Annotated in this window: 22 protein-coding genes and 1 riboswitch; of the genes, 10 read left to right on the top strand and 12 right to left on the bottom strand. The window is 35.9% G+C overall.

All coding sequences use genetic code 11. The annotated features are described in order from the left end of the window. Positions 1-95: 95 nt before the first annotated feature. Genes HMPREF9699_RS08085 through HMPREF9699_RS08075 form a run of 3 tightly spaced genes read right to left on the bottom strand, consistent with a single transcriptional unit; the run spans position 96 to position 4,302 of the window. On the bottom strand, positions 96-1,325 hold the full coding sequence (locus HMPREF9699_RS08085) for a hypothetical protein (protein ID WP_002663963.1): 1,230 nt from the start codon (positions 1,323-1,325) through the stop codon (positions 96-98). Positions 1,326-1,341: 16 nt separating this feature from the next. After that, the gene (locus HMPREF9699_RS08080) at positions 1,342-1,638 is read right to left on the bottom strand and encodes a hypothetical protein (protein ID WP_002663962.1); all 297 of its coding nucleotides are present in this window, start codon (positions 1,636-1,638) and stop codon (positions 1,342-1,344) included. A gap of 48 nt (positions 1,639-1,686) precedes the next feature. After that, entirely contained in the window at positions 1,687-4,302 is a 2,616-nt protein-coding gene (locus tag HMPREF9699_RS08075) for a TonB-dependent receptor plug domain-containing protein (protein ID WP_002663961.1), read from the bottom strand. Between the two features lie 190 nt (positions 4,303-4,492). Between HMPREF9699_RS08075 and HMPREF9699_RS08070 the strand changes: the two genes are divergently transcribed. After that, a complete protein-coding gene (locus HMPREF9699_RS08070) occupies positions 4,493-5,170 on the top strand; it encodes a response regulator transcription factor (RefSeq protein WP_002663960.1) in 678 nt (225 codons plus the stop codon). A gap of 19 nt (positions 5,171-5,189) precedes the next feature. Beyond that, the gene (locus HMPREF9699_RS08065; RefSeq protein WP_002663959.1) at positions 5,190-6,215 is read left to right on the top strand and encodes a sensor histidine kinase; all 1,026 of its coding nucleotides are present in this window, start codon (positions 5,190-5,192) and stop codon (positions 6,213-6,215) included. Positions 6,216-6,555: 340 nt separating this feature from the next. On the opposite strand, the gene HMPREF9699_RS08060 is transcribed toward HMPREF9699_RS08065, so the two are convergent. Further along, positions 6,556-7,323 (bottom strand): DUF3108 domain-containing protein, encoded by a 768-nt coding sequence (locus HMPREF9699_RS08060; protein ID WP_002663958.1) that lies wholly within the window; start codon positions 7,321-7,323, stop codon positions 6,556-6,558. 160 nt (positions 7,324-7,483) lie between these two features. On the opposite strand from HMPREF9699_RS08060, the gene HMPREF9699_RS08055 reads away from it, so the two are divergent. Together HMPREF9699_RS08055 and HMPREF9699_RS08050 are read left to right on the top strand one after the other, a co-directional pair. Beyond that, positions 7,484-8,704, top strand: coding sequence for an HD domain-containing protein (locus tag HMPREF9699_RS08055; RefSeq protein ID WP_002663957.1), 1,221 nt, complete (start codon positions 7,484-7,486; stop codon positions 8,702-8,704). Between the two features lie 4 nt (positions 8,705-8,708). Next, on the top strand, positions 8,709-9,392 hold the full coding sequence (locus tag HMPREF9699_RS08050; RefSeq protein ID WP_002663956.1) for a TIGR02117 family protein: 684 nt from the start codon (positions 8,709-8,711) through the stop codon (positions 9,390-9,392). A 142-nt stretch (positions 9,393-9,534) separates the two neighbouring features. On the opposite strand, the gene ychF is transcribed toward HMPREF9699_RS08050, so the two are convergent. After that, entirely contained in the window at positions 9,535-10,626 is a 1,092-nt protein-coding gene (ychF, locus tag HMPREF9699_RS08045) for a redox-regulated ATPase YchF (protein ID WP_002663954.1), read from the bottom strand. A gap of 705 nt (positions 10,627-11,331) precedes the next feature. Here ychF and HMPREF9699_RS08040 point away from each other — a divergent pair. Then, the gene (locus tag HMPREF9699_RS08040; protein ID WP_155799885.1) at positions 11,332-11,517 is read left to right on the top strand and encodes a hypothetical protein; all 186 of its coding nucleotides are present in this window, start codon (positions 11,332-11,334) and stop codon (positions 11,515-11,517) included. Between the two features lie 275 nt (positions 11,518-11,792). On the opposite strand, the gene HMPREF9699_RS08035 is transcribed toward HMPREF9699_RS08040, so the two are convergent. From HMPREF9699_RS08035 to HMPREF9699_RS08025, 3 genes are all read right to left on the bottom strand, one after another. Then, positions 11,793-12,860 (bottom strand): DUF5074 domain-containing protein, encoded by a 1,068-nt coding sequence (locus HMPREF9699_RS08035; RefSeq protein ID WP_002663952.1) that lies wholly within the window; start codon positions 12,858-12,860, stop codon positions 11,793-11,795. 11 nt (positions 12,861-12,871) lie between these two features. Continuing rightward, the gene (locus HMPREF9699_RS08030; RefSeq protein WP_245946140.1) at positions 12,872-14,707 is read right to left on the bottom strand and encodes a TonB-dependent receptor; all 1,836 of its coding nucleotides are present in this window, start codon (positions 14,705-14,707) and stop codon (positions 12,872-12,874) included. A gap of 29 nt (positions 14,708-14,736) precedes the next feature. Continuing rightward, positions 14,737-14,909, bottom strand: a riboswitch (cobalamin riboswitch). Positions 14,910-15,225: 316 nt separating this feature from the next. Beyond that, positions 15,226-15,762, bottom strand: coding sequence for an IS1096 element passenger TnpR family protein (locus HMPREF9699_RS08025; protein WP_172539698.1), 537 nt, complete (start codon positions 15,760-15,762; stop codon positions 15,226-15,228). Between the two features lie 278 nt (positions 15,763-16,040). On the opposite strand from HMPREF9699_RS08025, the gene HMPREF9699_RS08020 reads away from it, so the two are divergent. Further along, positions 16,041-16,307 carry a hypothetical protein gene (locus HMPREF9699_RS08020; protein ID WP_002663949.1) on the top strand — a complete coding sequence of 89 codons (267 nt, stop codon included), beginning with the start codon at positions 16,041-16,043 and terminating at the stop codon, positions 16,305-16,307. Positions 16,308-16,397: 90 nt separating this feature from the next. Then, positions 16,398-17,207 (top strand): enoyl-ACP reductase FabI, encoded by an 810-nt coding sequence (locus HMPREF9699_RS08015; protein WP_002663948.1) that lies wholly within the window; start codon positions 16,398-16,400, stop codon positions 17,205-17,207. A gap of 50 nt (positions 17,208-17,257) precedes the next feature. Here the strand turns inward: HMPREF9699_RS08015 and HMPREF9699_RS08010 are convergent, their stop codons facing one another. Then, on the bottom strand, positions 17,258-17,602 hold the full coding sequence (locus HMPREF9699_RS08010; RefSeq protein ID WP_002663947.1) for a DUF2116 family Zn-ribbon domain-containing protein: 345 nt from the start codon (positions 17,600-17,602) through the stop codon (positions 17,258-17,260). A 269-nt stretch (positions 17,603-17,871) separates the two neighbouring features. Between HMPREF9699_RS08010 and HMPREF9699_RS08005 the strand changes: the two genes are divergently transcribed. Next, the gene (locus tag HMPREF9699_RS08005; RefSeq protein WP_002663943.1) at positions 17,872-18,345 is read left to right on the top strand and encodes a hypothetical protein; all 474 of its coding nucleotides are present in this window, start codon (positions 17,872-17,874) and stop codon (positions 18,343-18,345) included. Positions 18,346-18,381: 36 nt separating this feature from the next. On the opposite strand, the gene HMPREF9699_RS08000 is transcribed toward HMPREF9699_RS08005, so the two are convergent. From HMPREF9699_RS08000 to HMPREF9699_RS07990, 3 genes are all read right to left on the bottom strand, one after another. Beyond that, positions 18,382-19,800, bottom strand: coding sequence for an OmpP1/FadL family transporter (locus tag HMPREF9699_RS08000; protein ID WP_002663941.1), 1,419 nt, complete (start codon positions 19,798-19,800; stop codon positions 18,382-18,384). A 91-nt stretch (positions 19,801-19,891) separates the two neighbouring features. After that, a complete protein-coding gene (locus tag HMPREF9699_RS07995) occupies positions 19,892-20,890 on the bottom strand; it encodes a hypothetical protein (protein WP_002663940.1) in 999 nt (332 codons plus the stop codon). A 110-nt stretch (positions 20,891-21,000) separates the two neighbouring features. After that, the gene (locus tag HMPREF9699_RS07990; protein WP_002663939.1) at positions 21,001-22,107 is read right to left on the bottom strand and encodes an ISAs1 family transposase; all 1,107 of its coding nucleotides are present in this window, start codon (positions 22,105-22,107) and stop codon (positions 21,001-21,003) included. Positions 22,108-22,230: 123 nt separating this feature from the next. Here HMPREF9699_RS07990 and pfkA point away from each other — a divergent pair, with 123 nt between their 5' ends. Further along, on the top strand, positions 22,231-23,217 hold the full coding sequence (gene pfkA, locus HMPREF9699_RS07985) for a 6-phosphofructokinase (protein WP_002663938.1): 987 nt from the start codon (positions 22,231-22,233) through the stop codon (positions 23,215-23,217). Between the two features lie 62 nt (positions 23,218-23,279). After that, positions 23,280-24,284 (top strand): type I glyceraldehyde-3-phosphate dehydrogenase, encoded by a 1,005-nt coding sequence (gap, locus tag HMPREF9699_RS07980; protein WP_002663937.1) that lies wholly within the window; start codon positions 23,280-23,282, stop codon positions 24,282-24,284. The last annotated feature ends 56 nt before the right edge of the window (positions 24,285-24,340 follow it).

Below are 24,340 nucleotides of genomic sequence, written 5' to 3'. Positions count from 1 at the left end.
GGAATAAAAAAGAAACCATCTCCCGAAGGAAATGGTTTCGCTAAAGAAAATAGATGAATAAAATAAATGGGTATTTAGTGAGAAATACTGTTGATTTAATCTAATGCACTGAGTAAGTCCACACTATTTACACTTGCCCAAGCTCCTTTCGGAAGTGTTACTTTGTTTACATTGGCATTGGTAAAAGTAAAAGGATGAGCTACTGTCCAGTTGGCATTCGTGGCATATCCCCAAGTATAGAGGTGGTCTGAATTGGTATGGAAAGTAGGTTCTACTTTAATTTTCTGTTTTGTAGCTTGGTTATCATTTGTGGTTTTATCTTGGATAAGTACAGCATAAGCCTTTTGAGTTCCGGTATTTTTATATCCACTGATGTACACATTTTTAAAGATTCCCGAGCCTTGTTTTTTAAATTGTATCGCTGAAATTTCAGGCGAATTAGGAACTTCAGGCTGGGTATTGTCTTTACGGATAAGTGTAATATTTTCTATTTTGGGTGGAGTGTTATCTATGTTTCCAGAGGCTTCTATTTCCATTCCGAAATTTCCTGTTACCGTTTGTAGAGCAAACCAATTTTTATTATGCTGTCCTTGCCATGCGTCTTGCCAATCAAAAGAATCGTCATAATTTCCGTATGCCACGAGGTTAGTAGCACTTGCTGTTCCTCCGAAGAACTCAAAACCATCATCAGTACCTTTGTAGGCCACAAGGTTTTCTAGTTTAGTACCCGTTCCTACGGAGTAGAATGTAAAAGTATTGGTTTCAGAAGTACCGTCACCTATTTTCTTTCCGGCATACTCCACACGCACGAATTTCAGTTCTCCCGAACTATGATTGGCATCATTTCCTCCGTAGGTAATATTATTTCCGTCTTCAGAAACGGCAGTAGTATTTCCATTCAGTGCCTTAATAGGAGCATTTCCATAGAGGGTAATTCCTCCCCAGTCTCCTGCTGCTGGTGTATTTCTTCCTGAGGTGAATACGATGGGCTCATCTGCAGTTCCTGTGGCATAAATTTTACCATCTTGGAGAATAACCAGCGAGCTGGAAATAGTAGGCGAAGCTTTAAATACAGCTCCTGGTTCTATAAAAAGCCTCCCTCCACCATATACTTTTACTACGCCTTCTAAAGTATATTCACCTTTTTTGATGACGAGGTCACTGGTAATATTTCCTTTCAGTGTTCCCGAACCGCTAAGGATATTGGCATGGGTGTTGGCGGTTTCTGTCCCCCCTTCCATACCGTCATGGATATTAAAGGTACAAGAGGTGGTGGTAAGTATCAAAGCCGCTATGGCTACGATTTTCAATACTGATTTTTTCATTTTTTTATTTAATTTTTTATTTTGTATAATCTTTTGGCAATTTTGGTTTAATATCGCTTTTTCCTTGCTTGATGTCGCTTTTTCCTTGCTTAAGGTTACTTTTTCCTTGCTTGATGTCGCTTTTCCTTTGCTTAAGGTTACTTTTCCCTTGCTTGATGTCACTTTTCCTTTGCTTAAGGTTACTTTTCCCTTGCTTGATGTCGCTTTTCCCTTGCTTAAGGTTACTTTTCTCCTGCTTCATATTGTTTCTCACTTCTACAAAATCATTGTACTTTATACTTTGTACATGGTACAAATTCACTTCTACAATCATTGTACTTTATACTTTGTACATGGTACATAGAAGCATAGCATTAATTGGCTAAAAAGTATATCCTACGGAGAGATTGAGTCCTATTCCTCTATAATAATCGGTATAGGTATTGGTCTGATTAGGATTTTCTAAGGGTAGGTAATTATCTGTCCCGAGGAGAATTTCGTATTTAGCGTTCAGCATATTTTTCACTCCGAATTTGATATTCCAATGCTTGTTCAGTTGCTCTTGATATACCAAATCCAGCTGATGGTAAGGCTGTTCCAAAAGGCTATCCGTACCCGCTACTCCCACGATGAAAATCTTAGGACCAGAAACATTATAGATAAGAGAAACGGTTCTTTTTTGGTGGTTAGTATTTTTGGTTTCGTATTTCAGGTCGGCATTAATGGTGTAAGGGGCAGCACCTTGTAATCCTCTCTTTTTAAGGTCGGCTAGTGCTACAGATTCAGGTTTCTCCATTTTGAGCTGGAGGTTACTCCTTTCCACATTGGTGTACATAAAAGTGGCATTGGCACCAAGGGAGAAATGATTAAGAGCTTCAGAGATTCGTCCTAAATTCAAAATACCTTCTAGCTCCACCCCTACAATTGTAGCTTTTTTAGCATTGAAAAAACTCACTACCGTACCTCCACTGAAAGCGGAAGGCTCAAAAGACCTTTCTATTGCGTTTTTAATTTGTTTACCAAAGAGGTTTACTGCCATCATTTCTTTAGAAGTAGGGAAGTACTCCCATTTGAAGTCAAGATTGATATTCTGGCTGTTTTGGATATCTGCATTTCCTTTAATGTTTTCATTATCAGGATTTACATAGGTGATGGGCATGGTCTCTATCAGCACAGGTCTGGTTACTGTGGTACTGGCAGAAAATCTGAGATTATGCTGATGATTGAGTGCTTTTTTTATCGCCAAAGAGGGAAGGATGAAATCTTTATCCTTGATTAAATTAATGGTATTGGACTGTCCTGGCATTCGGTAACGGATAAGAGACATGTCTTTCTCATAACGCCCCCCGAGGAGAATGTCCCAAGAATCATTGGGCTTAATATTCAGGAGTGCATAGCCAGCACCTACGCCTTGATACATATTACTCAGGAAGTTATAAGGGTCTGATTCTTCTATATAAGTAAGATTTCCTTGCTGTATATCGGTAAAAATTTGGGAATCTAAACGATTTTTGTGGATGATGAACCCTTGCCCTGTTACTTTAGGTCTAGCGAAGATAAATCGGTAAGAGTTTTTTCTAGCATCCATGAATCCGTTATAGCCCAAGGTAAGCTGAATAGGGTAGTCCTTTTTATCGCCCTTGTTTCCGAGGTTAAGCTGATACTCCGCAAATGCTGAACTGTAAAATTTAGAATTCACATCTAAATACTGACGGATAAGGTTATTCCCACCATAAGCCATATAAATTTGGTCATGTTCTAGCATATTTCCGAATTGGTCTTGCCTACTTCCCTCCATTATTTTTCTATCGGGCTGAGCGTAGTTATTAATTACATAGCTTATTCCTCCTTTTATAGTATGTCTATGATTGATTTTGTGTGAAGCGGTAAGCTGTAGGTTAATAAATCTAGAAATATCCATCTGATTGACACGGAAAAAACCAAGGTCTTTCTTTTGTGTTTCATAGTTTCTATAGCCGTAAAAATCTTCTATGATATTATCCGCATTTTGTAAGAAAATGGCATTCAGAGCAATATTGGTTCCTCTTTTTTTGTATGCCAATCCCATGAGTGCAGATGTTTCTACACTATAATTATATTGTTTTCTTAGTAGGTCATTATTCAGATAGATGGTATTTCCTAAATTGAGAAATTGATTTTTAGCTCCTTCTTTATAGCTGTAATTACTGCTTTGGTTCAGTGAAAATAAAAATCTTAGATTTCCCATTTTTTGAGCAGTGGTAAAGCTCATTCCAGTATTGGGAAGTGCACGAATAGGACTTACATTCCAGCCGTCTTTAAAAGCGTTTGCTGCCTCTTGGGCGGTGAACTGATATGCCTGTGGACGAACATTTCTGATGAGTGCTGGCAACCTTCTGTCTTCAGCATTTAGCCCTGTATAGCCTTTCATGCCTGTAGCACCTTCAGAGATGAGGAAGTTTTTCCTGAAAGTACTGATGCTATTGCCTCCGATAGAGAATTCTACTTTGGTAAATGGTTTATCAATGGTCAGCGTCTCTACATCAAAGGTGGCACCAGCAAAATCACCATAAAGATTGGCATTAAAAGATTTATAAATATTCAGTTTACCTACTACATCGGTAGGAAATTGTCTGAGGGCAACTATTTTTTGGAAAGGGTTATTAGAAGGCGTTCCCAAACCATTTACTAGTAAATAATTGTACCTCTCTTCTAGCCCTCTTACGAAAAGTCCTCTGCCTTCTACTGTAGTAATTCCTGTAACTTTGGTAAGCCCTTGCTCTACATTAGAAACTCCTTTTCTGCTGATTTCTTCGGCACTTACGGCTTGTTTTTGGATGGTGGCTTTTTTTTGTTCTACTAAAACCGCCGTTTCCGTTTTTTTATTATTTGTACCTTGGATAACTATATCGCTGATTTTAGATTCTTTCCGAATAGTATCTTGTACCGTTTGTGAAAAAAACATAGCATTGGAACTGATAAGAAATAGAGCACCAATACTTAATTTGCTTATTCTCATTTTTTTCGATTAAAAATTTTGTTCGGTGCAAATGTAGGATAGCCATGTGCTAAACTCCATTTCGTATTTTTTAAATAAACATTAAAGATTTGTTACAAAATCATTTTAATATTAAGAAAATGTAAAATCTTTATAAAAGCCTTTTATTACAGCATTTTTTTTATACTTTTGATGAGATAATTGAAACCTGATGAATAATAAAAAAATACTTTTAATAGATGATGAGCAAGATATTATAGAGATATTGAGCTACAATTTAGAAAAAGAAGGCTACACTGTGTATTCTGCTAATAATGGAGTGGATGGAATAAAAAAAGCAAAAGAAATTCTTCCAGACCTTATTCTTCTAGATGTAATGATGCCCGAAAAAGATGGAATAGAAACATGCCAAGACCTAAGACAAATTCCAGAGCTTAAAAAGACGCTCATCGTATTCCTTTCGGCTCGTGGGGAGGAGTTTTCTCAGCTAGCGGGTTTCCAAGCAGGGGCTAATGATTACATAGTAAAAGTAATTAAGCCTAAAATTCTTATTTCTAAAATCAATGCATTACTACAGCTTACTTCACAGGTTTCCTCGGAAAGTGCTATCATTAATGTAAATAATCTTATCATTGATAAAAATAATTTTAAAGTAACTCAAAATGGAGTGTCTCATCTTTTACCCAAAAAAGAATTTGATTTACTTTTTCTTTTAGCTTCTAATACAGATAAGGTGTTCAAAAGAGAAGAAATCTTGGAAAAAGTTTGGGGCAATGAAGTGGTAGTAGGGGAGCGAACTATAGATGTCCATATCCGTCGTCTCCGAGAAAAATTGGGCATTGATTCTATCCAAACGCTCAAAGGAATAGGGTATAAATTAGTAATTTAAAGTTTATATACTATTGGAGATGAACAAATTTACACTTTCCGCAGCGGCACTTTTTACGGTAGCTATTTGTGCTACAGCAGTGGTTTTTCATTTTTATTATGAATCTTTTACAGATAGGTCTTTTTATTTCTATCTCACCATTGCGGTAGTGGTGTTATTTTTTGTCATTTTCAATTATTATCTCATGGATTTTTTATTAAAATTCTATAGCAAAAAACAAATTCAGCAGATTAAAACCCTCCTCCCAGAAGAGTACAGCGTAGATGGTAATGATGAGGTGAATTTTGTAAAATTTGGTGAAAAAGTATATGAAATTAACCAAAGAAATGCTATAGAAATAGATACCATGAAAGCTATGGAAGGCTATAGGAAAGAATATATAGGTAATGTATCTCACGAGCTAAAAACACCACTTTTCTCTATTCAAGGGTATGTAGAAACCCTGATGGATGGCGGAGTAGAAAATCTTACCATTCGTGATAAATATTTAGAGAGAATAGAGAAATCTGTAGAGCGATTACTCAGCATTGTGAAAGATTTAGACATGATTAGCCAATTTGAGTCAGGGGAAATTCAGCTACAGTATTCTATTTTTGATATTCACGAGTTGGCAGTAGAGGTTTCGGAAATATTAGACCTTGAAGCACAGAAAAAAGGAGCTCAAATAGTGATAGAAACGGTTACTACTCCAGTCATGGTAAAAGCGGATAAACAAAAAATAGCACAAGTACTTACCAATCTTATATCCAATGCTATTTACTATGCTAATAGAGATAATGCATTGATTACTATTGGAATAGGATATCTGAAAAATAAAGTGGTAGTACAAATCATTGATAATGGTATGGGAATAAAACCCGAAGCACTCCCAAGAATATTCGAAAGATTTTATCGTGTGGAGAGTTCTCGCAGTCGCCGTGAGGGGGGCTCAGGGCTAGGGCTTGCTATTGTAAAGCATATTATGGAGGCTCATCAGCAAAAAATATTGGTGGAAAGTACTTATTTAGAAAATACCATTTTTACTTTTTTCTTAGAAAGGAAATAAATGATTTTAGAAGTGAGAAATTGGAGATTAGAAATTAGAATTTGTACTATGTACAATGTATAAAGTACAATGATTATAGAAGTGAATTTGTGCTATGTATAAAGTACAATGATTATAGAAGTGAGAAACAATATTGAGTAGGGGAAATACAATATTAAGCCAAAAGCCAATTACTCTTCGCTATTATTGCCTACAACTTGCTAAAAATCAAGTGATTATACTATATAAAAAACAAATGGTTATTTTATACCTTAATATTCAAAATTAAAATCCCTCTTTCCAGACTTCACGCTGCAAGAGGGATGTTTTTTTATTCTAATGAAAGTGAATCTTTATGATTTTATTTTACAAATTGTAGAGGGTATTTTACATTAGAGTAATTACTTAAATCAGCTCTTAGAGAGCCTACCAAAAGTTTTGCACTGATGGCAATGGGGATATGATTTTTATCATTAGATACCCACATGGTTACTCCTTCTTTTTCTTTAAAAACTCTACCACTTTTTACCAATGGTATAATTTTCAGACATTTGATTTTACCAAATTTGGTAGAAATAGTCTCTGTCCCTACCACTCGAATTTGAAAAGGAAAGAGTTCATCATCTATCCATACATTGATATTTTTTATACTTCCTACTTTTAAATCTTGCTCCCCCATACTTCTTAGGTAATAAAAAGCAGAAAGCATATCCTGAACTCCTTTTACGGTTTTAATTTGTTTAGGAGAAGAGTTCTCCAATACATTTTTTAATGTCAATGTAGTAGAATCATGGTGAAAAGTAGTTTGTAAATGCTGTTTATAGCTTCCTTCATGTACATTTCTTATGTAGAAAGAAGGTAGCCCTGTACTTAAGTTAATATAACTTTCATAGTGGTCTCTCACTTTAAAGAAAGCATTTACAGCACCTTTAGACCTTCCTTTTCCTATCACATGAAGATGAGGCATTCCTTTATAATGGGTTTCATTAGTGGATAGCGTGGCTTCTCCCGCATTTAAAAAACCATAATGAATCCGATAGGTCAAAGATTCGTTGGTAGAAATATTACCCAACCCTTGAGAATAAAAAAACTGAACAAAACCGAATAATAATAGTATAAAATATCTCATGATAGCTCTTTTGCAAAATGTTTGCCAATTAAAATAAGCATCACCGAATTAAAAAATATGTCATCAAAACTCAATGAGAAAGGAGCAACTATAAAATTTAAAATATGAAAATACTTTTTAAACTTCTGAAAAACCTTATCTTCGCTATAAGAAAAAGAATATGCTGAATAAAAGAAAAATCATCAATGATCCCATACATGGATTCATCAGAATAACGCATGATATAGTGTATGATGTTTTAGAACATTCTTATTTTCAAAGACTTAGACATATAGGACAAACAGGACTTCTCAATCTTATTTTCCCTGGTGCTACGCATACTCGTTTTCATCATGCTTTAGGAGCTATGCACCTAATGTCCAAAGTTTTAGAAACACTTAAAATGAAAGGGGTGATGATTTTTCAGGAAGAAGAAAAAGCAGCACTTTTGGCCATTTTGCTTCATGATATCGGTCATGGACCTTTTTCGCATGCATTAGAAAGTGTATTGATGGAAGACTGGCATCATGAAAATCTCTCTCTATTGCTCATGCATCGGTTAAATAAAGAATTTGGGGGCGAACTTTCTATGGCAATAGAGATGTTTCAAGGAAAATATCCAAGAAAGTTTTTTAATCAATTGGTCTCTTCTCAGCTAGATGTAGATAGACTAGATTACCTTAAAAGAGATAGTTTTTTTACAGGTGTAGCCGAAGGAAATGTAAATACAGAAAGGCTGATTTCTATGCTCAATGTCTATGAAGATGAACTGGTAGTAGATGCCAAAGGAGTTTATTCTGTAGAGCATTTTCTCACCTCCCGAATGTTCATGTATTGGCAGGTATATTATCACAAAACGGCGGCCATGGCAGAAAATTTGTTGGTAAGCATCTTAAAGAGTGCCAAAGCATTGGCATTAGAAAATAAGTTAGAAACAAAGAGTGAGGCTCTGGACTATTTTTTGAAATCCAAGAAAATCATAGAGCCAAGTAGTGAAGACATTAGACAGTTTACAAGATTAGATGACAATGATATTATTGAGGCCATTAAAACATGGAGCAGTCATGAGGATTTTTTATTATCCTACCAGTGTCAATGTATCATCCATAGAAATTTGCCAAAAACGAGTATAGGTACAAAGCCTTTCAGCACAGAGGAAATAGAAATGAAAAAACAACAAGCCATAGCGTTTTTTGGAAAGCAGGAAGCAGAAGAGCTGGTATATGCTTTGGAAAGAAATCTTTTGCCATACAATGCTGTACAGCAACCCATACATATTTTTACGAAAAATCAGGAAATCATTCCATTACACCAATACGAAGGGCATATTCTTACTTCATCTATTACACAGTCTAGTAAAAGGTATGTATTAGTAACTCCCAGAGAACTAGAAAAAAAATAACATCATGAAGAAGACAAGAAAAATTATTATAAGGGTTTTAGCAATAATAATGGCTATCCCAATAGTTTATTTATTGTTAGGTTGGGCTTTACCCAAAATTCCAATAGCTGCTGAAAAAACAGCATCGACCAAAACAGTGGATATATTCTTACTTACTAACGGAGTTCATACGGATATTGTGGTACCTGTAAAACACTCACTTATGGATTGGTCACAAAAAATTCCAGTAGAAAATATCCAGAATAGTAAAGGTACTTTTCCATATTTAGCAATAGGATGGGGAGATAAAGGTTTTTATCTAGACACCCCAGAGTGGAAAGATTTAAAATTTTCCACTGCCTTTAAAGCAGCCTTCTCTCTTAGTGAATCGGCTATGCATTGTACTTATTATCCAACGATGAAAGAAGATGAAAACTGCATTAAAATTCCAGTTACTGAGGAACAATATAAACGATTAATTTCATTCATTGACCATCAATTTGATAAAGATACTTTAGGGCGAAACATACTTATTCCTACTGATGCTGTCTATGGCAATAATGACGCTTTTTATGAAGCCAAAGGGAGCTATAGCTTCTTAATGACCTGCAACACTTGGGCGAATAATGCACTTAAAGCTTGCGGACAAAAAGCTGCACTTTGGACGCCTACTGATTTTGGAATTTTTGACCACTACAAAAAGAAATAATAGCCGTAACAATGAGTTTAGAAATTAGAAATGTTGTCTGTTACTTATAAAATATCAAATTACTAGAGCAAAAAAACTAAAGAATATTCTCATCTGCTGTACTTAATGAAAAAACCAAGCTCAAAGGCTTGGTTTTTCTATTTTATACATTAAATCTAAAGTGCATAATGTCACCATCTTGGACAATGTATTCTTTTCCTTCTACTCCCATTTTCCCTGCTTCTTTTACTTTAGCTTCAGAGCCATAGTTTACGAAGTCATCAAATTTTATCACCTCTGCACGGATGAATCCTTTTTCGAAATCTGTATGGATAACACCCGCTGCCTGAGGAGCTGTCCAGCCTTTCTGAATGGTCCATGCTCTTACTTCTTTTACCCCAGCGGTAAAGTAGGTTTGGAGTTTCAGCAACGCATAGGCTTTTCGAATTAGGCGGTTTACACCGGGTTCTTCTAGACCGAGCTCTTCTAAAAACATTTGTCTCTCCTCATAAGTTTCTAATTCATTAATGTCAGCTTCTATTTGAGCAGCAAGTACCACTACTTCGGCCCCCTCTTTGGCCGCCATCTCCTCAATTTTAGGAATCCATTCATTACCGTTTTTAATGGATTTTTCATCTACATTACATACATAGAGGATGGGTTTTTTAGTCAAAAGGTGCACCTCGTTGATGATAGGCAGTGTAAGGTCATTGGTTTCAAATTCTCTTGCATTTCTACCATCTTCCAAAAATTTCTGGAGTGCCAGAAGGGTTTCATAGGTAAGGATATCCTCTTTTTTCCCTGACTTGATGAATTTCTTCGCTTTATCCACAGCCTTTCCTACGGTCTCTAAATCTTTCAGTTGGAGTTCTATATCAATGATTTCTTTGTCTCTCAGAGGATCCACAGAACCTTCTACATGAACGATGTTTCCATTTTCGAAACAGCGAAGCACATGGATAATAGCTTCACACTCACGGATATTGGCAAGAAACTGATTACCGAGCCCCTCTCCTTTAGAAGCCCCTTTCACTAGCCCTGCAATGTCCACTATCTCTACTACGGCAGGCTGTACTCTTTCTGGCTTTACCAGTTCTTCTAATTTATTCAGTCGAGGATCAGGTACAGATACCGTCCCCAAATTCGGTTCTATGGTACAAAAGGGGTAGTTGGCAGATTGTGCTTTCGCATTACTTAAACAATTAAAAAGAGTGGATTTACCTACATTGGGCAATCCTACAATTCCACATTTCATTGAAGCAAAAATTATTTTGTTAAAAAATATCTTACAAATTTACGAATAAAAGGCGATAATACCATAAGATAATTCTACTTAACTCTAGAATTTTAGAAAAACATATATCCAGCTCATTTTGAATTTTATTTTAACCTGAGTTCGGGATAAGCAAAAGTAAAAAATATTTGCAAAAAAAGGTAATAATTCGTATATCTAGTGTTTTGAAAATTAGATATATAAACCGAATTATTGCCTATGTATTTGAGAGAGCAAGTTACGGATATTTGGTATTGTTAAATTAATATATTTAGGTATTGTTATTCTGATATATTTTATATAATTTAGCGTCATGAAATGTACCAGATGTGAATCGTTAAATAACCTGAGTTCGGGATAAGAAAAATTAAAAAATATTTGCAAAAAAAGGTAATAATTCGTATGTTTAAGGTTTTGAAAGTCAAATATATAAACTGAATTATTACCTATGGATTTGAGAGCTGATGCTGACAAAGGAATTAAAATGTTTGATGGAAACCTATGGGGGGGACTGGCTTTAGCGTATCCGTAAAAAATGATGAAATAATTTGGGAATGAGATAATATTCTTATATGATGGATATTTTTAGAGAATACATTATGCCAGTGGTAGTAACGGGGCTTTCATCCCTAATTGCTGGTTCTATTCGGGAGAAACAAACTGAAAGCTGAGACAGAAACAATAGAAGTGAATAATGATAGCATAGAAATTACCAATGTAGATAAAGTGGTAAGCGTGTATCAGAAAACACTGGATGACTTGGAAAAGCGATATGAGGCTAAATTCCGAGAAATTACGGGACTTTATGAGGAAAAAATAAAGCTCATGCAGGATGAAATCAATAGTCTGAAACGCACAGTAAAAACTCCTTAAAGAGGAAAACCAAGTGCTACGGCAAAGGTTTAAAGAACACAATTTGGAATAAATGGCTTGAGTAACAAAAACACTCTTTAAATGTTCTTTAAAGAGTGTTTGAATTTTGTGATATTTTCCAGCCAAAAATTGGAATCCATACCCTAATTTTTCTTTACATTTGGTTTTGCCGATTATAAAATCACCGCTAAGACCGAGGTGATGAAATGTAAACAAAAACATTCATCGTAGTTTTTAATAGCAAAATTTTTGCCAGTTTTTAAGGGGTCTATAGCTTAATTTTTATAGAAACCATTGCTTCCTATGCCCGTAGTGAAAGTTTTCAAAAGTGTTCCAGCTGCATTATGCACGGAGATGGTGCTATTAGAAGTGAAATTATTCATTTCAGAAATATAAATTTTTTCATCGATGACATTAAACCCATAGATATAAGTAGAAGCATTAGACATGAAGAGTTTAGTAGTACTTACTCCATTGTATTTGAAGATGTTTTTATTAGAGTCAAGGATATAGATGGTGCCATTATCTACGGCTAATTTACTTCCTATTCCTACGGCTCCAGTATTGATTTTTGATATATTACCACTGGATCCTTCTACTCTGAAAATAGCAGTTCCAGCACTTTGTGATGAAGACATTACATACACATCTCCTTGGCTTTCTACCATATCTTTAATCATGCCAGTATGGTTGAGGGTGATGATTTTGTCCACTTCATTGGTCGTAGGGTTGATTCTGCTAATGGTATGTCCTGTAGGTACAGCTACGGAAGTGTTTCCATTATAAACATATTTGGTACCATCGGTTTGCACATAAATATAGTTGGACGCCGATACTATTTTTTCTGATAATCGGTCAAAGGTGATGGTTTTTACCCGATTGTGATTTTGGTCATAAATACCTAATTTGCTGAATGCGTCTTCAGTAGGGTACCATCGGTTTTCTGTTACATAGATATAATTATTAGCAAATGCCATATATCTTGGCTGCTCTGTAGTGGTAATTTCACTTTTCTTTTTCATCGTATAGCGGTCTGTAACGATGATTTTATTAGAATTGTTCATAACCCAATAGGCGTTATTGCCGTGAAAACCAGCAGAATTGAGTACATCTCCCATCGGTTCACCGCCATTGGCTTTAGAGTAGATGTCATTTTCTGTAAAAGAAAGGTCTTTAGAAACAAAGGAAACACCTGAGTTGGGTTTTCCATAATTTCCTTCGTTGGTAATGAAAATTCCGTTTTGGTAATTTCCTGTAGATGAAGTAGCCTCATCTGTTCTACAAGATTGAAGTGTGAGCATGGCACTTGCACCAGCAAGGAACAAAAATTGATTAAGTTTCATATCGTTAAAAATTAAAATTGATAAGCTATTTGTACCGAATAATTTCTCAATGGTAGAGGGTAATAAGCGGTAGTATAATAAATTTGATTAAAAATATTGTTCACTTTTCCTCCTAAAGAAAGGTTTTTTATCATGGAAATCTGTACGCCTAAGTTGGTGATAAAATAGGGTTTTAGTGCTGCGTTTACATCTTCATCTGTAGTGGTATAAGTGCGTCCATTAAAAAGCCCTTGTGCGTAGATATTCCACTGAGGAGCAGAGAAAGAAAGGGTACCCGACGCTTTATGGATGGGGATGTACATATTTTGCAGCTTGGTGTTTACATCTATAGAACGAGTGTAGGCATAGTTGGCTTTCAGTTCTAAGATGTTTTTATGGATTTTCTTTTTGTAAAGAAGATAAATTTCTGAACCATAACTGGTTACTTTATTCATGTTTTTGGGTGCCCAATAGCCTAATTCGGTAGGGGTCCATTGTAATTTGTCTTTAAAGTAGGATAAAAATGGTATGATATCTATCTGGAAATCATTGATTCTAAAACTTTGCATGCTTTCAAACTGCCAAGCGATTTCTGGACGAAGTGCAGGATTTCCCCCGGGCTGCCAGTAGAGGTCATTGAATGAGGGCAGTCTGAAGTTATTAGAAATATTGATATGAGTAGTCCATAGTGGGCTTACTTTTAGCTTATTGCCCAGCGAAAAGAGGAGTGGACTAGAAATATTTTTAATAAAGTTTTTTCTTACAGAGAGTTCCGTAGAATGGGCGTTGGTCCATTTTTTTACGGCTCCAAAGTATGCATATCCCCAGTCTCTTTTGGGGTGAATGATTCCCGAGTTTTTTCCTATTCCTGCATTATGCTGAAATTCTCCCATGATGGAGAGTGATAGTGCAGGCTGCGTAAGGGTGATATGAGATAAGTTTCTTACGATGAGTGTTTTTGCTAATCCGCCACTACTCGGTTCGGTATTTTGAATATTTCCGAAGTAGTTAAATTCATCTTCTATATAGGCCGTAGTGGTCTGGTTTTTAAATCTTTCACCTTGATATTTATAGTTGAGCAGTGTTTTTAGTCCTCCAGTGTGGTATTTAGTAGGTAGAGTAGTGGTGTCAAAAATAGGAAAGTGCTGAGTTCCTTTATGAAATTGTGAATGTATGGTCATTTCATGATGAGGGCTAAATCTGTACCCTGCACTCATGCCGTAGTGAAGCTGATGATACTGCCCATTTCGGTTGATGTATTTTTTCTCAGCAATTTCGTAATCATTATCACTTTGACTGTAAGAGGTGTTTACTTTTACGGAAAACTTTTCGTTCCCGAAGCCTATTTTTACAGCATTGTTACTCGTATTGTAGGAGCCGTATTCAGTGAGAAGAGAGCCATTCCATCCTTTATTGTATGGCAAATCATTATTAAGATGTACACTCGCTCCCATAGCTCCAGAGCCTAAGCGTAAACTCCCTGCACCTATTTTTACTACAATGGTATCATAACTTAAAAGTCCAAGTGTGTTAATGTCTCCTTGCCCTAAAAATAAGGAATTTATCTGGATACCATTCCATAAGAATGCCGTTTGCTGTGCAGAGGTTCCCCTTACCGAAGGCGAAGAAGCCATCCCTCTACCGTTTTCCTTAATGAAAATGGGAGATTGGAATCTGAGGTTTTCAGATAAGTTGGTGGTATTTTTTTGAATTTCAGTGTCTTTTAGGCTAATGATTTTTTGGGATACCAATTGGTTTTCCAGTAGTGGATCACGGATTACTACGGAGTCTATTTTAGTGATTTGCGAGGCATATTCGTTTCCGATGCACAGAGCGAATAGCCAAAAATAATGTTTTTTTGTCATCATTGTATTAGCTTTTCCACCGAAAGCAAAATCAAGTTATCAGATGGAGGTAAGGTCTCCTGGCTTTCGTATTTTTTACGCCTTCCCATTTTCACAGTGGCGGATTGTAAAAAACTTTTTATACGAACTACAGTTGCGGGGACAGCTTATGATTTTCACATAATTCCCTTTTCCTCTATAGGAAGCAAAGATAATGATTTTTGTAAAATAAAATTTTTATTTTTCATTTTGTTATCAGATTGTTTAAATTTTTGTGATAAAAACTAAAAGTTATACAAAAGTTTTTACATCAAAAGTTACTTCATTAACGCATTTATAGATTTTTAACAAGAAATCACGACGCTTCATTTTTATTTTTTTAATGGATATTTGTTGCCCAATGAGATAGTAGCTTTGTTAATAAAACAATAGGGAACAGATACATCTGTTCCCTATTGTTTAAATTTTTTCTAATTTCTAAGCTCTAAATGCTCACTTCTATCAAAAAAATCTCTCCCAAAAGAAGGGGGTGTATTGAGAATTTATTCATCTTCATAATCACTATATTCATCTACAAAGTCATCATCTAAATCACTTTCATTGAACTCATCGTCTAGAAAAGCATCATCCATAAAGCTGGCAAATTTGTTTTTTTGATTTGCCGCTGCTGATTTTTCAGGGGCTTTTAGAGGCACATTTCCAAAACGATATACTGTAATAGGATAATTTACTGCGGGTTTTTCATTATTAATCTCAATGAGTTCACAGAAAAACTCCCATAAATCTAGTAGCCCATACTGAAAATGTGTTTTGTCTCCTACCTTTTCAAAGACTTCTTTAATGTACACATCAGACATGATTTCACCGTCTCCATCTTCGCTCATATCTTCCATTGGGACAGATTTTAGGATGGTGCCATCTTCATCAATGATGTTAAAGGTAGAAAGCTCATCCCCTTGGAGGCTAAAAGCACTTTTAATTCCTAAGTGAAGGTTCCATAGTGTTTGTTTTTCTTTGATTTCTACATCGCGAAAAACATTGTCTTTTGAATCTAAAATAATTCTAATCTTATAAATCATTTCACAAAGCAGTTTTACGGCTGCAAATATAGAATATTTGGGCATAAACACGCTATTTTTTTCAGTCAAATAGTCATTTTTTTAAGCCGTTTTTAGGGTACAAAAGTATATCGGAAAATAAATTATAATTGTGTTATATAAAAAAGTTGCTTTTGTGTTATTGTATTTTATTTTTTTCACGATTATCCTTTTTTTTTATAGAATTATTAAAAAACAGATTTTCGGAAAGAGATTTGTATCTCATGTGAGCAACAATAATTAATTTAAAATTTTATAAAATGGACGAAAAACATTTAAACAAAGCAGAAGGTGTAGTAAACGAAGTAAAGTGGACAGTAAATGACTATGCAGAACGCGTGAAAGACTACATCCGCGAACAAAAAGAGAAAAACGAAGCACCATCTAAAGAAGGTTGGTTAGAAAGAGCAAAAGAAAATATGAAAGACGCTTGGGAAGATACTAAAGATGCTGCTTCAGATGTTTGGGAAAAAACCAAAGATTGGACTGAAGATGTAAAAGCAGAGATAAGAAAAGCAACCAACTAATTTCTCTTGAGTAAAAAAACTTCTGATAATTCAGAGGTTTTTTTATTTGTTTTTTTGGATTTTTCTTACATTTGTGAAAATTTACACAATATGTCGTACGGATTACTTAAAGGAAAAAAAGGAATCATCTTCGGTGCTCTCAATGAGCAATCTATCGCTTGGAAGGTAGCAGAGAAATGCCATCAAGAAGGTGCGGAGTTTATTTTGTCTAATGCTCCTATTGCTATTAGAATGGGAGAGCTCAATGGCTTGGCAGAAAAATGCAATGCTGAGGTCATCGGTGCAGACGCTACTTCTATAGAAGATTTAGAAAAACTTTTTGATGCTGCCATTGCTAAATTTGGAAAAATAGATTTCATACTCCATTCTATCGGGATGTCTGTGAATGTGAGAAAAGGAAAACATTATACCGCTTTAAATTATGATTGGTTAGAAAAAGGATGGGATGTATCTGCGGTTTCTTTCCACAAGGTAATGCGTGTGGCGTATGAAAAAGATGTAATGAATGATTGGGGTTCCATTCTAGGGCTTTCTTATATAGCAGCACAGAGAACATTCCCAGATTATAATGACATGGCAGACAATAAGGCGTATTTGGAGAGTATCGCAAGAACCTTTGGATATTTCTTTGCTGAGAAAAATAAAGTAAGGGTAAATACTATCTCCCAGTCACCTACTATGACTACTGCAGGAAGCGGTGTGAAAGGTTTTGATGCGTTTTTTAATTATGCCGATGATATTTCTCCGTTAGGTAATGCTACTGCTGAGGAGTGTGCAGATTACTGTGTGATGATGTTTAGTGACCTTACTAAAAAAGTAACTATGCAAAATCTGTATCACGATGGCGGATTCAGTAATACGGGTGTTTCCCAAAAAGTAATGGAAAAATACCAAAAATAATTTTTTTTATAATCATAGAAAGTCGTTCTTTTATTTTTTAAAGGGACGGCTTATTTTTTTACCACCAATACGAAATCATCTTCCCCTAATTTATAGCCGAATGAATAAACAAACCTATATTCAGCACCATTTTTATAGGTAACGATATGTGTGAAATAGGTAAATGAAAATCCTAATCTTTCTAATGATGGTTTATTGGTTTTGTATATATTGTCCACAAAAGGAAGTTCTCTGAGAATGCAGAAATTTTTACGAAGAACATCATTTATTTTTCGTAACTCTTGGGTAGATGCTTTTCTTTGTCTGTTATTATAGCTATTTCTACAGCTATCATTACAGAATTTCTTATCGCTTCTTCCCAAAATCTTATCTCCACATTCTAAACAAAATTCCATTTTTAATATGTTTGTATCAAATGTACAAAAAGAATTCGGAAAAAATGGTCTATGAAGAATACTATGCGTTTTTTTTAGAAAAAAACGCAACTCAAATAGAAAAAGAGGTATTGTTGATTTAGTATATTTATCAGGAATATTTAAATTTTCAACTAATTGATAATCAGTTAGATAATATAATCCGTTTTTATCGATAACTACATATATTTAACAATACCGAAAAAGAATATGCGTTAATTGCTTATCTTCGTGCTAAAATAAAATCAAATATGAATGTAATGAAAAGAGCATCGTACATATTGGGCTGTGCCATGGCTTTGTTATCATGTAAAGAAGAGCAATCTGATGAGAAAGTTTCATCAGATAATGCTTGGGCGGTGGAAGAGAATGTTGCTCCTAGAAAAGATACTACTATAGTATATCGCTGGGAAGGAATTGGTACTGAAAACGATGAGGCTACAGTCTATTATTCTGGTGGTAAAATAGTAAGAGGTGAAGCAATGGTATATGGTGCTACAGATAAATCAGATATTCGTTTTGAATTCGAGGATGAAAAAATTATAATTAGTAGAAAAAAATATACGCATAAAAAGAGATCAGAACATGGTAAATCGGATGATATAGAACTTATTTCTAAAATAGAATACCAAACTGACCATCATGGAAACTATTCGGATGGAGATAGAGCAGAAGATGACTTTTATGAAATTTTAAAAAAACAAATACCTTTTGAACTGAAATAAAAAAACGCAACCTTTTTTTGAGGTTGCGTTTTTTTATTAAAATCTAAATCCTAAAGTCAGGTAGAAATTATTCAGGGATTGCTTTACTTCTGAAACCCCATTAGCTTGAGGGTTAATCTCATGAGTGGTAAAAGCAGAATTGCCTTCTAATGTGCTTTCCCAGTACTCTCCGCCCAAAAATACATTTTGATATTGCTGTGTAATATTCTGATAACCTAAGTCAATGGAAAACGAAGCAATATCATAGCCGATACCCAAACCGAATTGTTTCTTGGCACCTTGCAGTACATGAGATGTGTTGGTTTGTGTAATCATGTTATTCGGTTGGTATTGCTTGACTGACATTCCTTTTAGGCCTGAACCTGTATAGGCATACCCTCCACGGAAACGCCACGCATCTACTCTATACTCTACTCCCGCTCTTAATTGGGATGCATTTGCACCATTTTTTCTGAAAAAATCGTTGAGTTGCTTTTCTGCAGGACCATATTCTGAATATCTAGGTTGGGTGAGTCCCAATGTATAATCCACATTGAATGCCAAATTTTTATTCGGTACGAAAGCAACACTCAGTGTAGTTTTCATCGGCGATCTCATTTTGCGGTCTTCAGAACGGTCTTCACTTCGGACTTGTGTACCACTCATACCATTATAGTTGTACACTCTTTCCATGGACCAAAAAACGGGAGTTTCCAATGCTAAACCTAGTCTAAGTTCTTTGGATACTTTACCGATGATACCAAAGTTTCCAGAAATTCCAGTGCTTTCTTCTTGGTAAGGAGTGTATTGATTATTATAGAATATAGATTTATTGCTATTTTGGAGATGAAATCTCGCTTGGTCCCATTGTTCTATGGAGAGACTATGCATATTAAGTGAAGCACCGAAGTAGATGTTATTATCATAGTTCACCCCTAAACCGAGGTTAAGCTCAGATTGTGTTCCTGTTCTAGAGTAATTATGTCCATCGAAAAGTGCAATATCAGCTCCTGAAGCAGTGTCCTGATTTAGTGCGATGCTATTCATTCCGTTAGTCAATACATCACTATTGATTTTTTTGGAAGAATAATTAATCCCAAAATTTAGAAATTTTAATTTCGCATTTGTATCTGTAGGTAAGACAAAGACTGCATTTGCGTTGGAAAGGTCAAAGTGATTCAGTTTTGAATGGATAGTTTTTCCTGCAAATGTAGAAGCGTTGTTCATCATATTTTGGGAAGCGGTAATACTGAGGTGGTCTGTAATGGCTACCCCTAGTCCTGCAGGGTTGGTAAGCATACTGGTAGCATCGCCGCCTAATGCTCCATTAGAACCCGCCATACTAGCGAATTTAGCATTTCCCACTTTGATAGGGTTACCATATAAGTCTATTGCATTTTGCACGGTACTCAAATCTTGTGCATACATTGCTGCTAAAGGAGCAAGCAAGGAAAGTATTAAAGTATTTTTTTTCATTGTTTGAATTATTTTTTAAATACCCTATCTTTTTCATAAGAGTGAAGAGAAAGATAGGGGCTAATTTTTACAAAGAGGGTAAGTGTGGAACTTATCTAAACCCACCTACTCTTCCACTTCCAGAGCGTACACCTCCGCCAGAGTTAAATCCTCCCGAGCGGAATCCTCCACTAGAGCTATTATTGAATCCTCCTGAGCGAGGTGTAGCGTTATTAAAACCACTTTGTCTTGGGGTGGAATGATTAAAATTACTTCTTCTTGGTGGATTATTGTAACTTCCCGAACGCGGTCCGTAGTTACTATTATCTTGGAATCGAGTATTGACATTAGACCTAAATCCACTATTTTGCTGGAAACCTCTACTTTGGTTAGGTTGAGTAAATCCGCTGTGTCTTTGATTTCCGAAAGTATTTGAATTACGCTGGGTTCCGTAGTTACTATAGCCTCCATTTCTGAAAGAATTTACAGCACCACTTCTCGCTCTTGGGATAGAACGATAGCGGTATCCGTGGTAAGGAAGTCCCCATCCGTAGCCTCCCCACATGCCATAGCCATATCCCCAGTAAGGATTATAAAAGTCCCAATATGGATGATAATAAGAATTCCATCCCCATCCGAAGCCTAAATGTAACCCCCAGTTCCATCCGTAGCCACCGTAGTACCCACCGTACAGTCCATAAGGATAGCTCCAACCCCAACGGTAAGGATTGTACCATCCCCATCCTCCATATCCTATCCATCTGTTATCATAGATATGGGTTTCTGAACCGGTATAATTTCCCCAATCCGAATGAGTAGCACCAGAATTATCATTCCAATATTTATTGTTTTTCTCCCATTTTCTTTCGAATGCACCATCTGCAATGGAGTGATTTTCTTCGTCTTCAAACGGATATACTTCACCTACCCTAGAGTTATAACGCGTGTTTTCTGGTAATACATCTTTTTCAGGATCATAATATACCCCGTCTGTTTCGGAGTAGGAACCCATTTGAGCAGAACAAGATGCTAAGATGATTCCAGCACTGAGCATCAGCGTAATACGGCGAGTAATCGTATGGGTTAAGATATTGGTAACATTGATTTTCATTGCAGTAAAATTTAATGTATGTCATTAACTACCAAAAGTGTACCAAAAAAACACTTTTTCTGATAGGTCAAAGATAGGAATTTCTTCGAAAGAAAAAAGAGAGAACTAGGCTAAACGCATGAAAAATTTTGGATAATATCTTTTAAGTAATCTGTATTGTAGGCAGCTTTTAATCTTCGTTTCTTTAAGCTTAATTTATCTTTTTGATTTTTAATCATTTGCAAGGATAATTTCTGTAAAGCAGATAGGTTTTCCTCCGAAAATCCCGCTCTGGCTCGGCACGAATCCTCTCGAAATGTTACATCCAAATGCCAATGCAATTTATTCTCAATTCCCCAATGCCCACGAACTAATTCATTGAAATAATCCGTAGATAAGCCCTCTTCACTGCTGATATAATATATCGTTTCTTTCTGAATATCAGTACCTAAATGCCTTTCGGATTCAATTTGAATCAAGGTTTTCAATCCCGCCCAAACCGATAAATTTTCGTCAAACAACACATCTTTCGCCTGTAAAATACGGCATTTACGAGTTTCAAATCGAGACGAGGAATACTCCCATTCTTCTGAAAAACAATCACTTGATCTAGTTTTAAATCCGCAGACTACATCCTCAAATAATTCTGATTGATTCGATTTTAAGGACAGGAGATAATGCCCTTTTTTCGCCATAATTAAAGATGCTATTTCTTTCTGACAGCCCATCGCATCAATGCTAACTACCGAATTTTCAATATCTAAACTATTGATAATTTCAGGAATAGCCGTTATTTCATTGGATTTGTCTGCTACTTTTTTCTGTCCGATACAAAGTTCGTTTTCACTCACCCAAGCATTTACAATGTAAAGCCGTGTATTTCCACGACTTCTAGGATTTACACCTTTAATTTTCTTTCCATCAATACAGATTTGTTTTTCGCCAAGCGTGTCCAAAATGGCTTTACCACAATCCATTAAGCATTTGTTTAAAACGCTAGTATCCAGTGAACTAAAAACTCGATTAAAGGTGTCGTGGGAGGGTACTCCGTTGGGAAGCTTACAATATTCACGCACAAAATCAGGGTGATTTTCAGCAAATAATACCATATCTTCGTAGTCTTCGCCGTTGCTCAAATAGGTGAAAAGCCCAATGAGAAGTATGTCAGAAAGAAGATGATTGCATTTGTTCACCATACGAAAATCCTCAATGTCAGAAAAATAGCTCACTAAATCCATAAAAACAAAAATATTAAATTTCGTGCGTTTGACCTAATAAAAGTTACCTTTGTGGATTGAATGTGCCATATTTTTATTATATTCATTTTTTTTGTAGATTTGTGCAACCAAATAAATAAGATTTTGGGAAATCATAAATTAAAAAAAATAGGTGTACTGACCTCGGGAGGAGATTCTCCAGGGATGAATGCTGCCATTAGAGCGGTGGTAAGAACGGCACTTTACCATGGAGTGGAAGTCATCGGTATCCGTGAAGGGTACGATGGATTGGTGCAAGCAAAATTTACCGCTATGGGAGCAAGGTCTGTGAGCAATATCATTGACTTGGGAGGTACCATTTTAAAATCGGCTCGTTCAGATGCTTTTAGAACCGAAGAGGGAAGACAAAAGGCATACGAAAACTGTAAAAATCATGGCATTGATGGGCTAGTAGTCATTGGTGGAGATGGTACTTTTACAGGAGCCCAAATTTTTAGCGAAGAGCACGGTATAAAGGTCATAGGGGTTCCAGGTACCATAGATAATGATATTTTTGGGACGGATAGCACCATCGGTTTTGATACGGCACTCAATACAGCAATGGATGCCATTGATAAAATTAGAGATACTGCCACTTCTCATAATAGGATTTTTTTCATTGAGGTAATGGGAAGAGATGCTGGATTTATCGCTTTGCATAGTGGAATAGCAACAGGAGCAGTAGATATCTTAATTCCTGAGCAGAAAGACAGTTTTGAGGAGTTTTATAAGACTTTGGAAGAATCTCATAAAAGAGGGAAGGTGTCTAATATAGTCATCGTAGCGGAGGGAGAGCAGCTGGCTACTACCTATGAATTAGCAGATAAAACGAAAGAAAAATTTCCTAATGCAGATATAAGAGTATCCGTACTTGGGCATATTCAAAGAGGAGGCAGACCGAGCTGTGCAGATAGGGTATTGGCATCAAGGTTAGGTTACGGAGCAGTAATAGGACTGATGAAAGGACTTACCAATGTGATGGCAGGGCTGAGGTCTAATCAGTTGGTATATACGCCTATAGAAGATGCAATAAAAAAACATAACGAAATCAATAAAGAGCTTCTCACGGTAGGGGAAGTATTAGCGTTGTGATGTATTTTGTTGTACAAAGTAAAAAGTAGTAAGGAATAACAATTTTATAAATTTATAATTTTATGTCAACAATTAAAGTAGGTATCAACGGTTTTGGTAGAATAGGCCGTTTGGTGTTCAGAGCAATGGCAGAGCGTGATAATGTAGAGGTAGTGGGAATTAATGACCTTATCGATGCAGAATATATGGCGTATATGCTTAAATATGATTCTGTACACGGTGCTTTTAAAGGGGAAGTTTCTGTAGATGGAAAAGACCTCGTAGTAAACGGAAAAAAAATCCGTGTAACGGCAGAGAAAGATCCTAACAACTTGAAGTGGGACGAAATCGGTGCGGAATACATCGTAGAATCTACAGGACTTTTCTTGGATAAAGAAAAAGCACAGGCACATATCAATGCAGGGGCTAAAAAAGTAGTGCTTTCTGCTCCTTCTAAAGATGATACGCCTATGTTCGTAATGGGGGTAAACCACACGGAGCTTACAGACGATGTGAAAATTTTCTCTAATGCTTCTTGTACTACTAACTGTCTTGCTCCTATTGCTAAGGTGCTTCATGATAACTTCGGAATAGTAGAAGGTTTGATGACTACAGTACACGCTACTACAGCAACACAAAAAACAGTAGATGGACCTTCTATGAAAGACTGGAGAGGTGGTCGTTCTGCTTTGAATAATATTATCCCTTCTTCTACAGGTGCTGCGAAGGCGGTAGGTAAAGTAATTCCAGCACTGAATGGAAAACTTACAGGGATGTCTTTCCGCGTGCCTACAGTAGATGTTTCTGTAGTAGATCTTACCGTTCGTTTAGAAAAAGAAACTACCTATGAAGAAATTTCAGCAGCAATGAAGAAAGCTTCTGAAAATGAATTGAAAGGAATCCTTGGATACACTGAAGATTTAGTAGTTTCTCAAGATTTCGTGGGAGATAAGCGTACTTCTATCTTTGATAAAGATGCAGGGATTATGCTTTCACCTACTTTCGTGAAAGTAGTTTCTTGGTATGATAACGAAATGGGATATTCTAATAAATTAGTAGATCTTTTAGTACATTCTTCTACTTTGTAAGAAATCTTTTTTACTATAATAAACTAAAAAAAGCTGCTCTCTTGGGCAGCTTTCTT

This window comes from Bergeyella zoohelcum ATCC 43767, assembly GCF_000301075.1.
GTDB lineage: Bacteria > Bacteroidota > Bacteroidia > Flavobacteriales > Weeksellaceae > Bergeyella > Bergeyella zoohelcum.
Note: the sequence above shows the minus strand (reverse complement) of the source record. Positions and strands in the feature narration are given on the sequence as shown.

What these genes read in the sequence shown, in the direction of transcription:
- HMPREF9699_RS08085 (WP_002663963.1), bottom strand. Translation starts at nt 1,325, where the DNA reads ATGAAAAAATCAGTATTGAAAATCGTAGCCATAGCGGCTTTGATACTT.
- HMPREF9699_RS08080 (WP_002663962.1), bottom strand. Translation starts at nt 1,638, where the DNA reads ATGATTGTAGAAGTGAATTTGTACCATGTACAAAGTATAAAGTACAAT.
- HMPREF9699_RS08075 (WP_002663961.1), bottom strand. Translation starts at nt 4,302, where the DNA reads ATGAGAATAAGCAAATTAAGTATTGGTGCTCTATTTCTTATCAGTTCC.
- HMPREF9699_RS08070 (WP_002663960.1), top strand. Translation starts at nt 4,493, where the DNA reads ATGAATAATAAAAAAATACTTTTAATAGATGATGAGCAAGATATTATA.
- HMPREF9699_RS08065 (WP_002663959.1), top strand. Translation starts at nt 5,190, where the DNA reads ATGAACAAATTTACACTTTCCGCAGCGGCACTTTTTACGGTAGCTATT.
- HMPREF9699_RS08060 (WP_002663958.1), bottom strand. Translation starts at nt 7,323, where the DNA reads ATGAGATATTTTATACTATTATTATTCGGTTTTGTTCAGTTTTTTTAT.
- HMPREF9699_RS08055 (WP_002663957.1), top strand. Translation starts at nt 7,484, where the DNA reads ATGCTGAATAAAAGAAAAATCATCAATGATCCCATACATGGATTCATC.
- HMPREF9699_RS08050 (WP_002663956.1), top strand. Translation starts at nt 8,709, where the DNA reads ATGAAGAAGACAAGAAAAATTATTATAAGGGTTTTAGCAATAATAATG.
- ychF (WP_002663954.1), bottom strand. Translation starts at nt 10,626, where the DNA reads ATGAAATGTGGAATTGTAGGATTGCCCAATGTAGGTAAATCCACTCTT.
- HMPREF9699_RS08035 (WP_002663952.1), bottom strand. Translation starts at nt 12,860, where the DNA reads ATGAAACTTAATCAATTTTTGTTCCTTGCTGGTGCAAGTGCCATGCTC.
- HMPREF9699_RS08030 (WP_245946140.1), bottom strand. Translation starts at nt 14,707, where the DNA reads ATGATGACAAAAAAACATTATTTTTGGCTATTCGCTCTGTGCATCGGA.
- HMPREF9699_RS08025 (WP_172539698.1), bottom strand. Translation starts at nt 15,762, where the DNA reads ATGATTTATAAGATTAGAATTATTTTAGATTCAAAAGACAATGTTTTT.
- HMPREF9699_RS08020 (WP_002663949.1), top strand. Translation starts at nt 16,041, where the DNA reads ATGGACGAAAAACATTTAAACAAAGCAGAAGGTGTAGTAAACGAAGTA.
- HMPREF9699_RS08015 (WP_002663948.1), top strand. Translation starts at nt 16,398, where the DNA reads ATGTCGTACGGATTACTTAAAGGAAAAAAAGGAATCATCTTCGGTGCT.
- HMPREF9699_RS08010 (WP_002663947.1), bottom strand. Translation starts at nt 17,602, where the DNA reads ATGGAATTTTGTTTAGAATGTGGAGATAAGATTTTGGGAAGAAGCGAT.
- HMPREF9699_RS08005 (WP_002663943.1), top strand. Translation starts at nt 17,872, where the DNA reads ATGAATGTAATGAAAAGAGCATCGTACATATTGGGCTGTGCCATGGCT.
- HMPREF9699_RS08000 (WP_002663941.1), bottom strand. Translation starts at nt 19,800, where the DNA reads ATGAAAAAAAATACTTTAATACTTTCCTTGCTTGCTCCTTTAGCAGCA.
- HMPREF9699_RS07995 (WP_002663940.1), bottom strand. Translation starts at nt 20,890, where the DNA reads ATGAAAATCAATGTTACCAATATCTTAACCCATACGATTACTCGCCGT.
- HMPREF9699_RS07990 (WP_002663939.1), bottom strand. Translation starts at nt 22,107, where the DNA reads ATGGATTTAGTGAGCTATTTTTCTGACATTGAGGATTTTCGTATGGTG.
- gap (WP_002663937.1), top strand. Translation starts at nt 23,280, where the DNA reads ATGTCAACAATTAAAGTAGGTATCAACGGTTTTGGTAGAATAGGCCGT.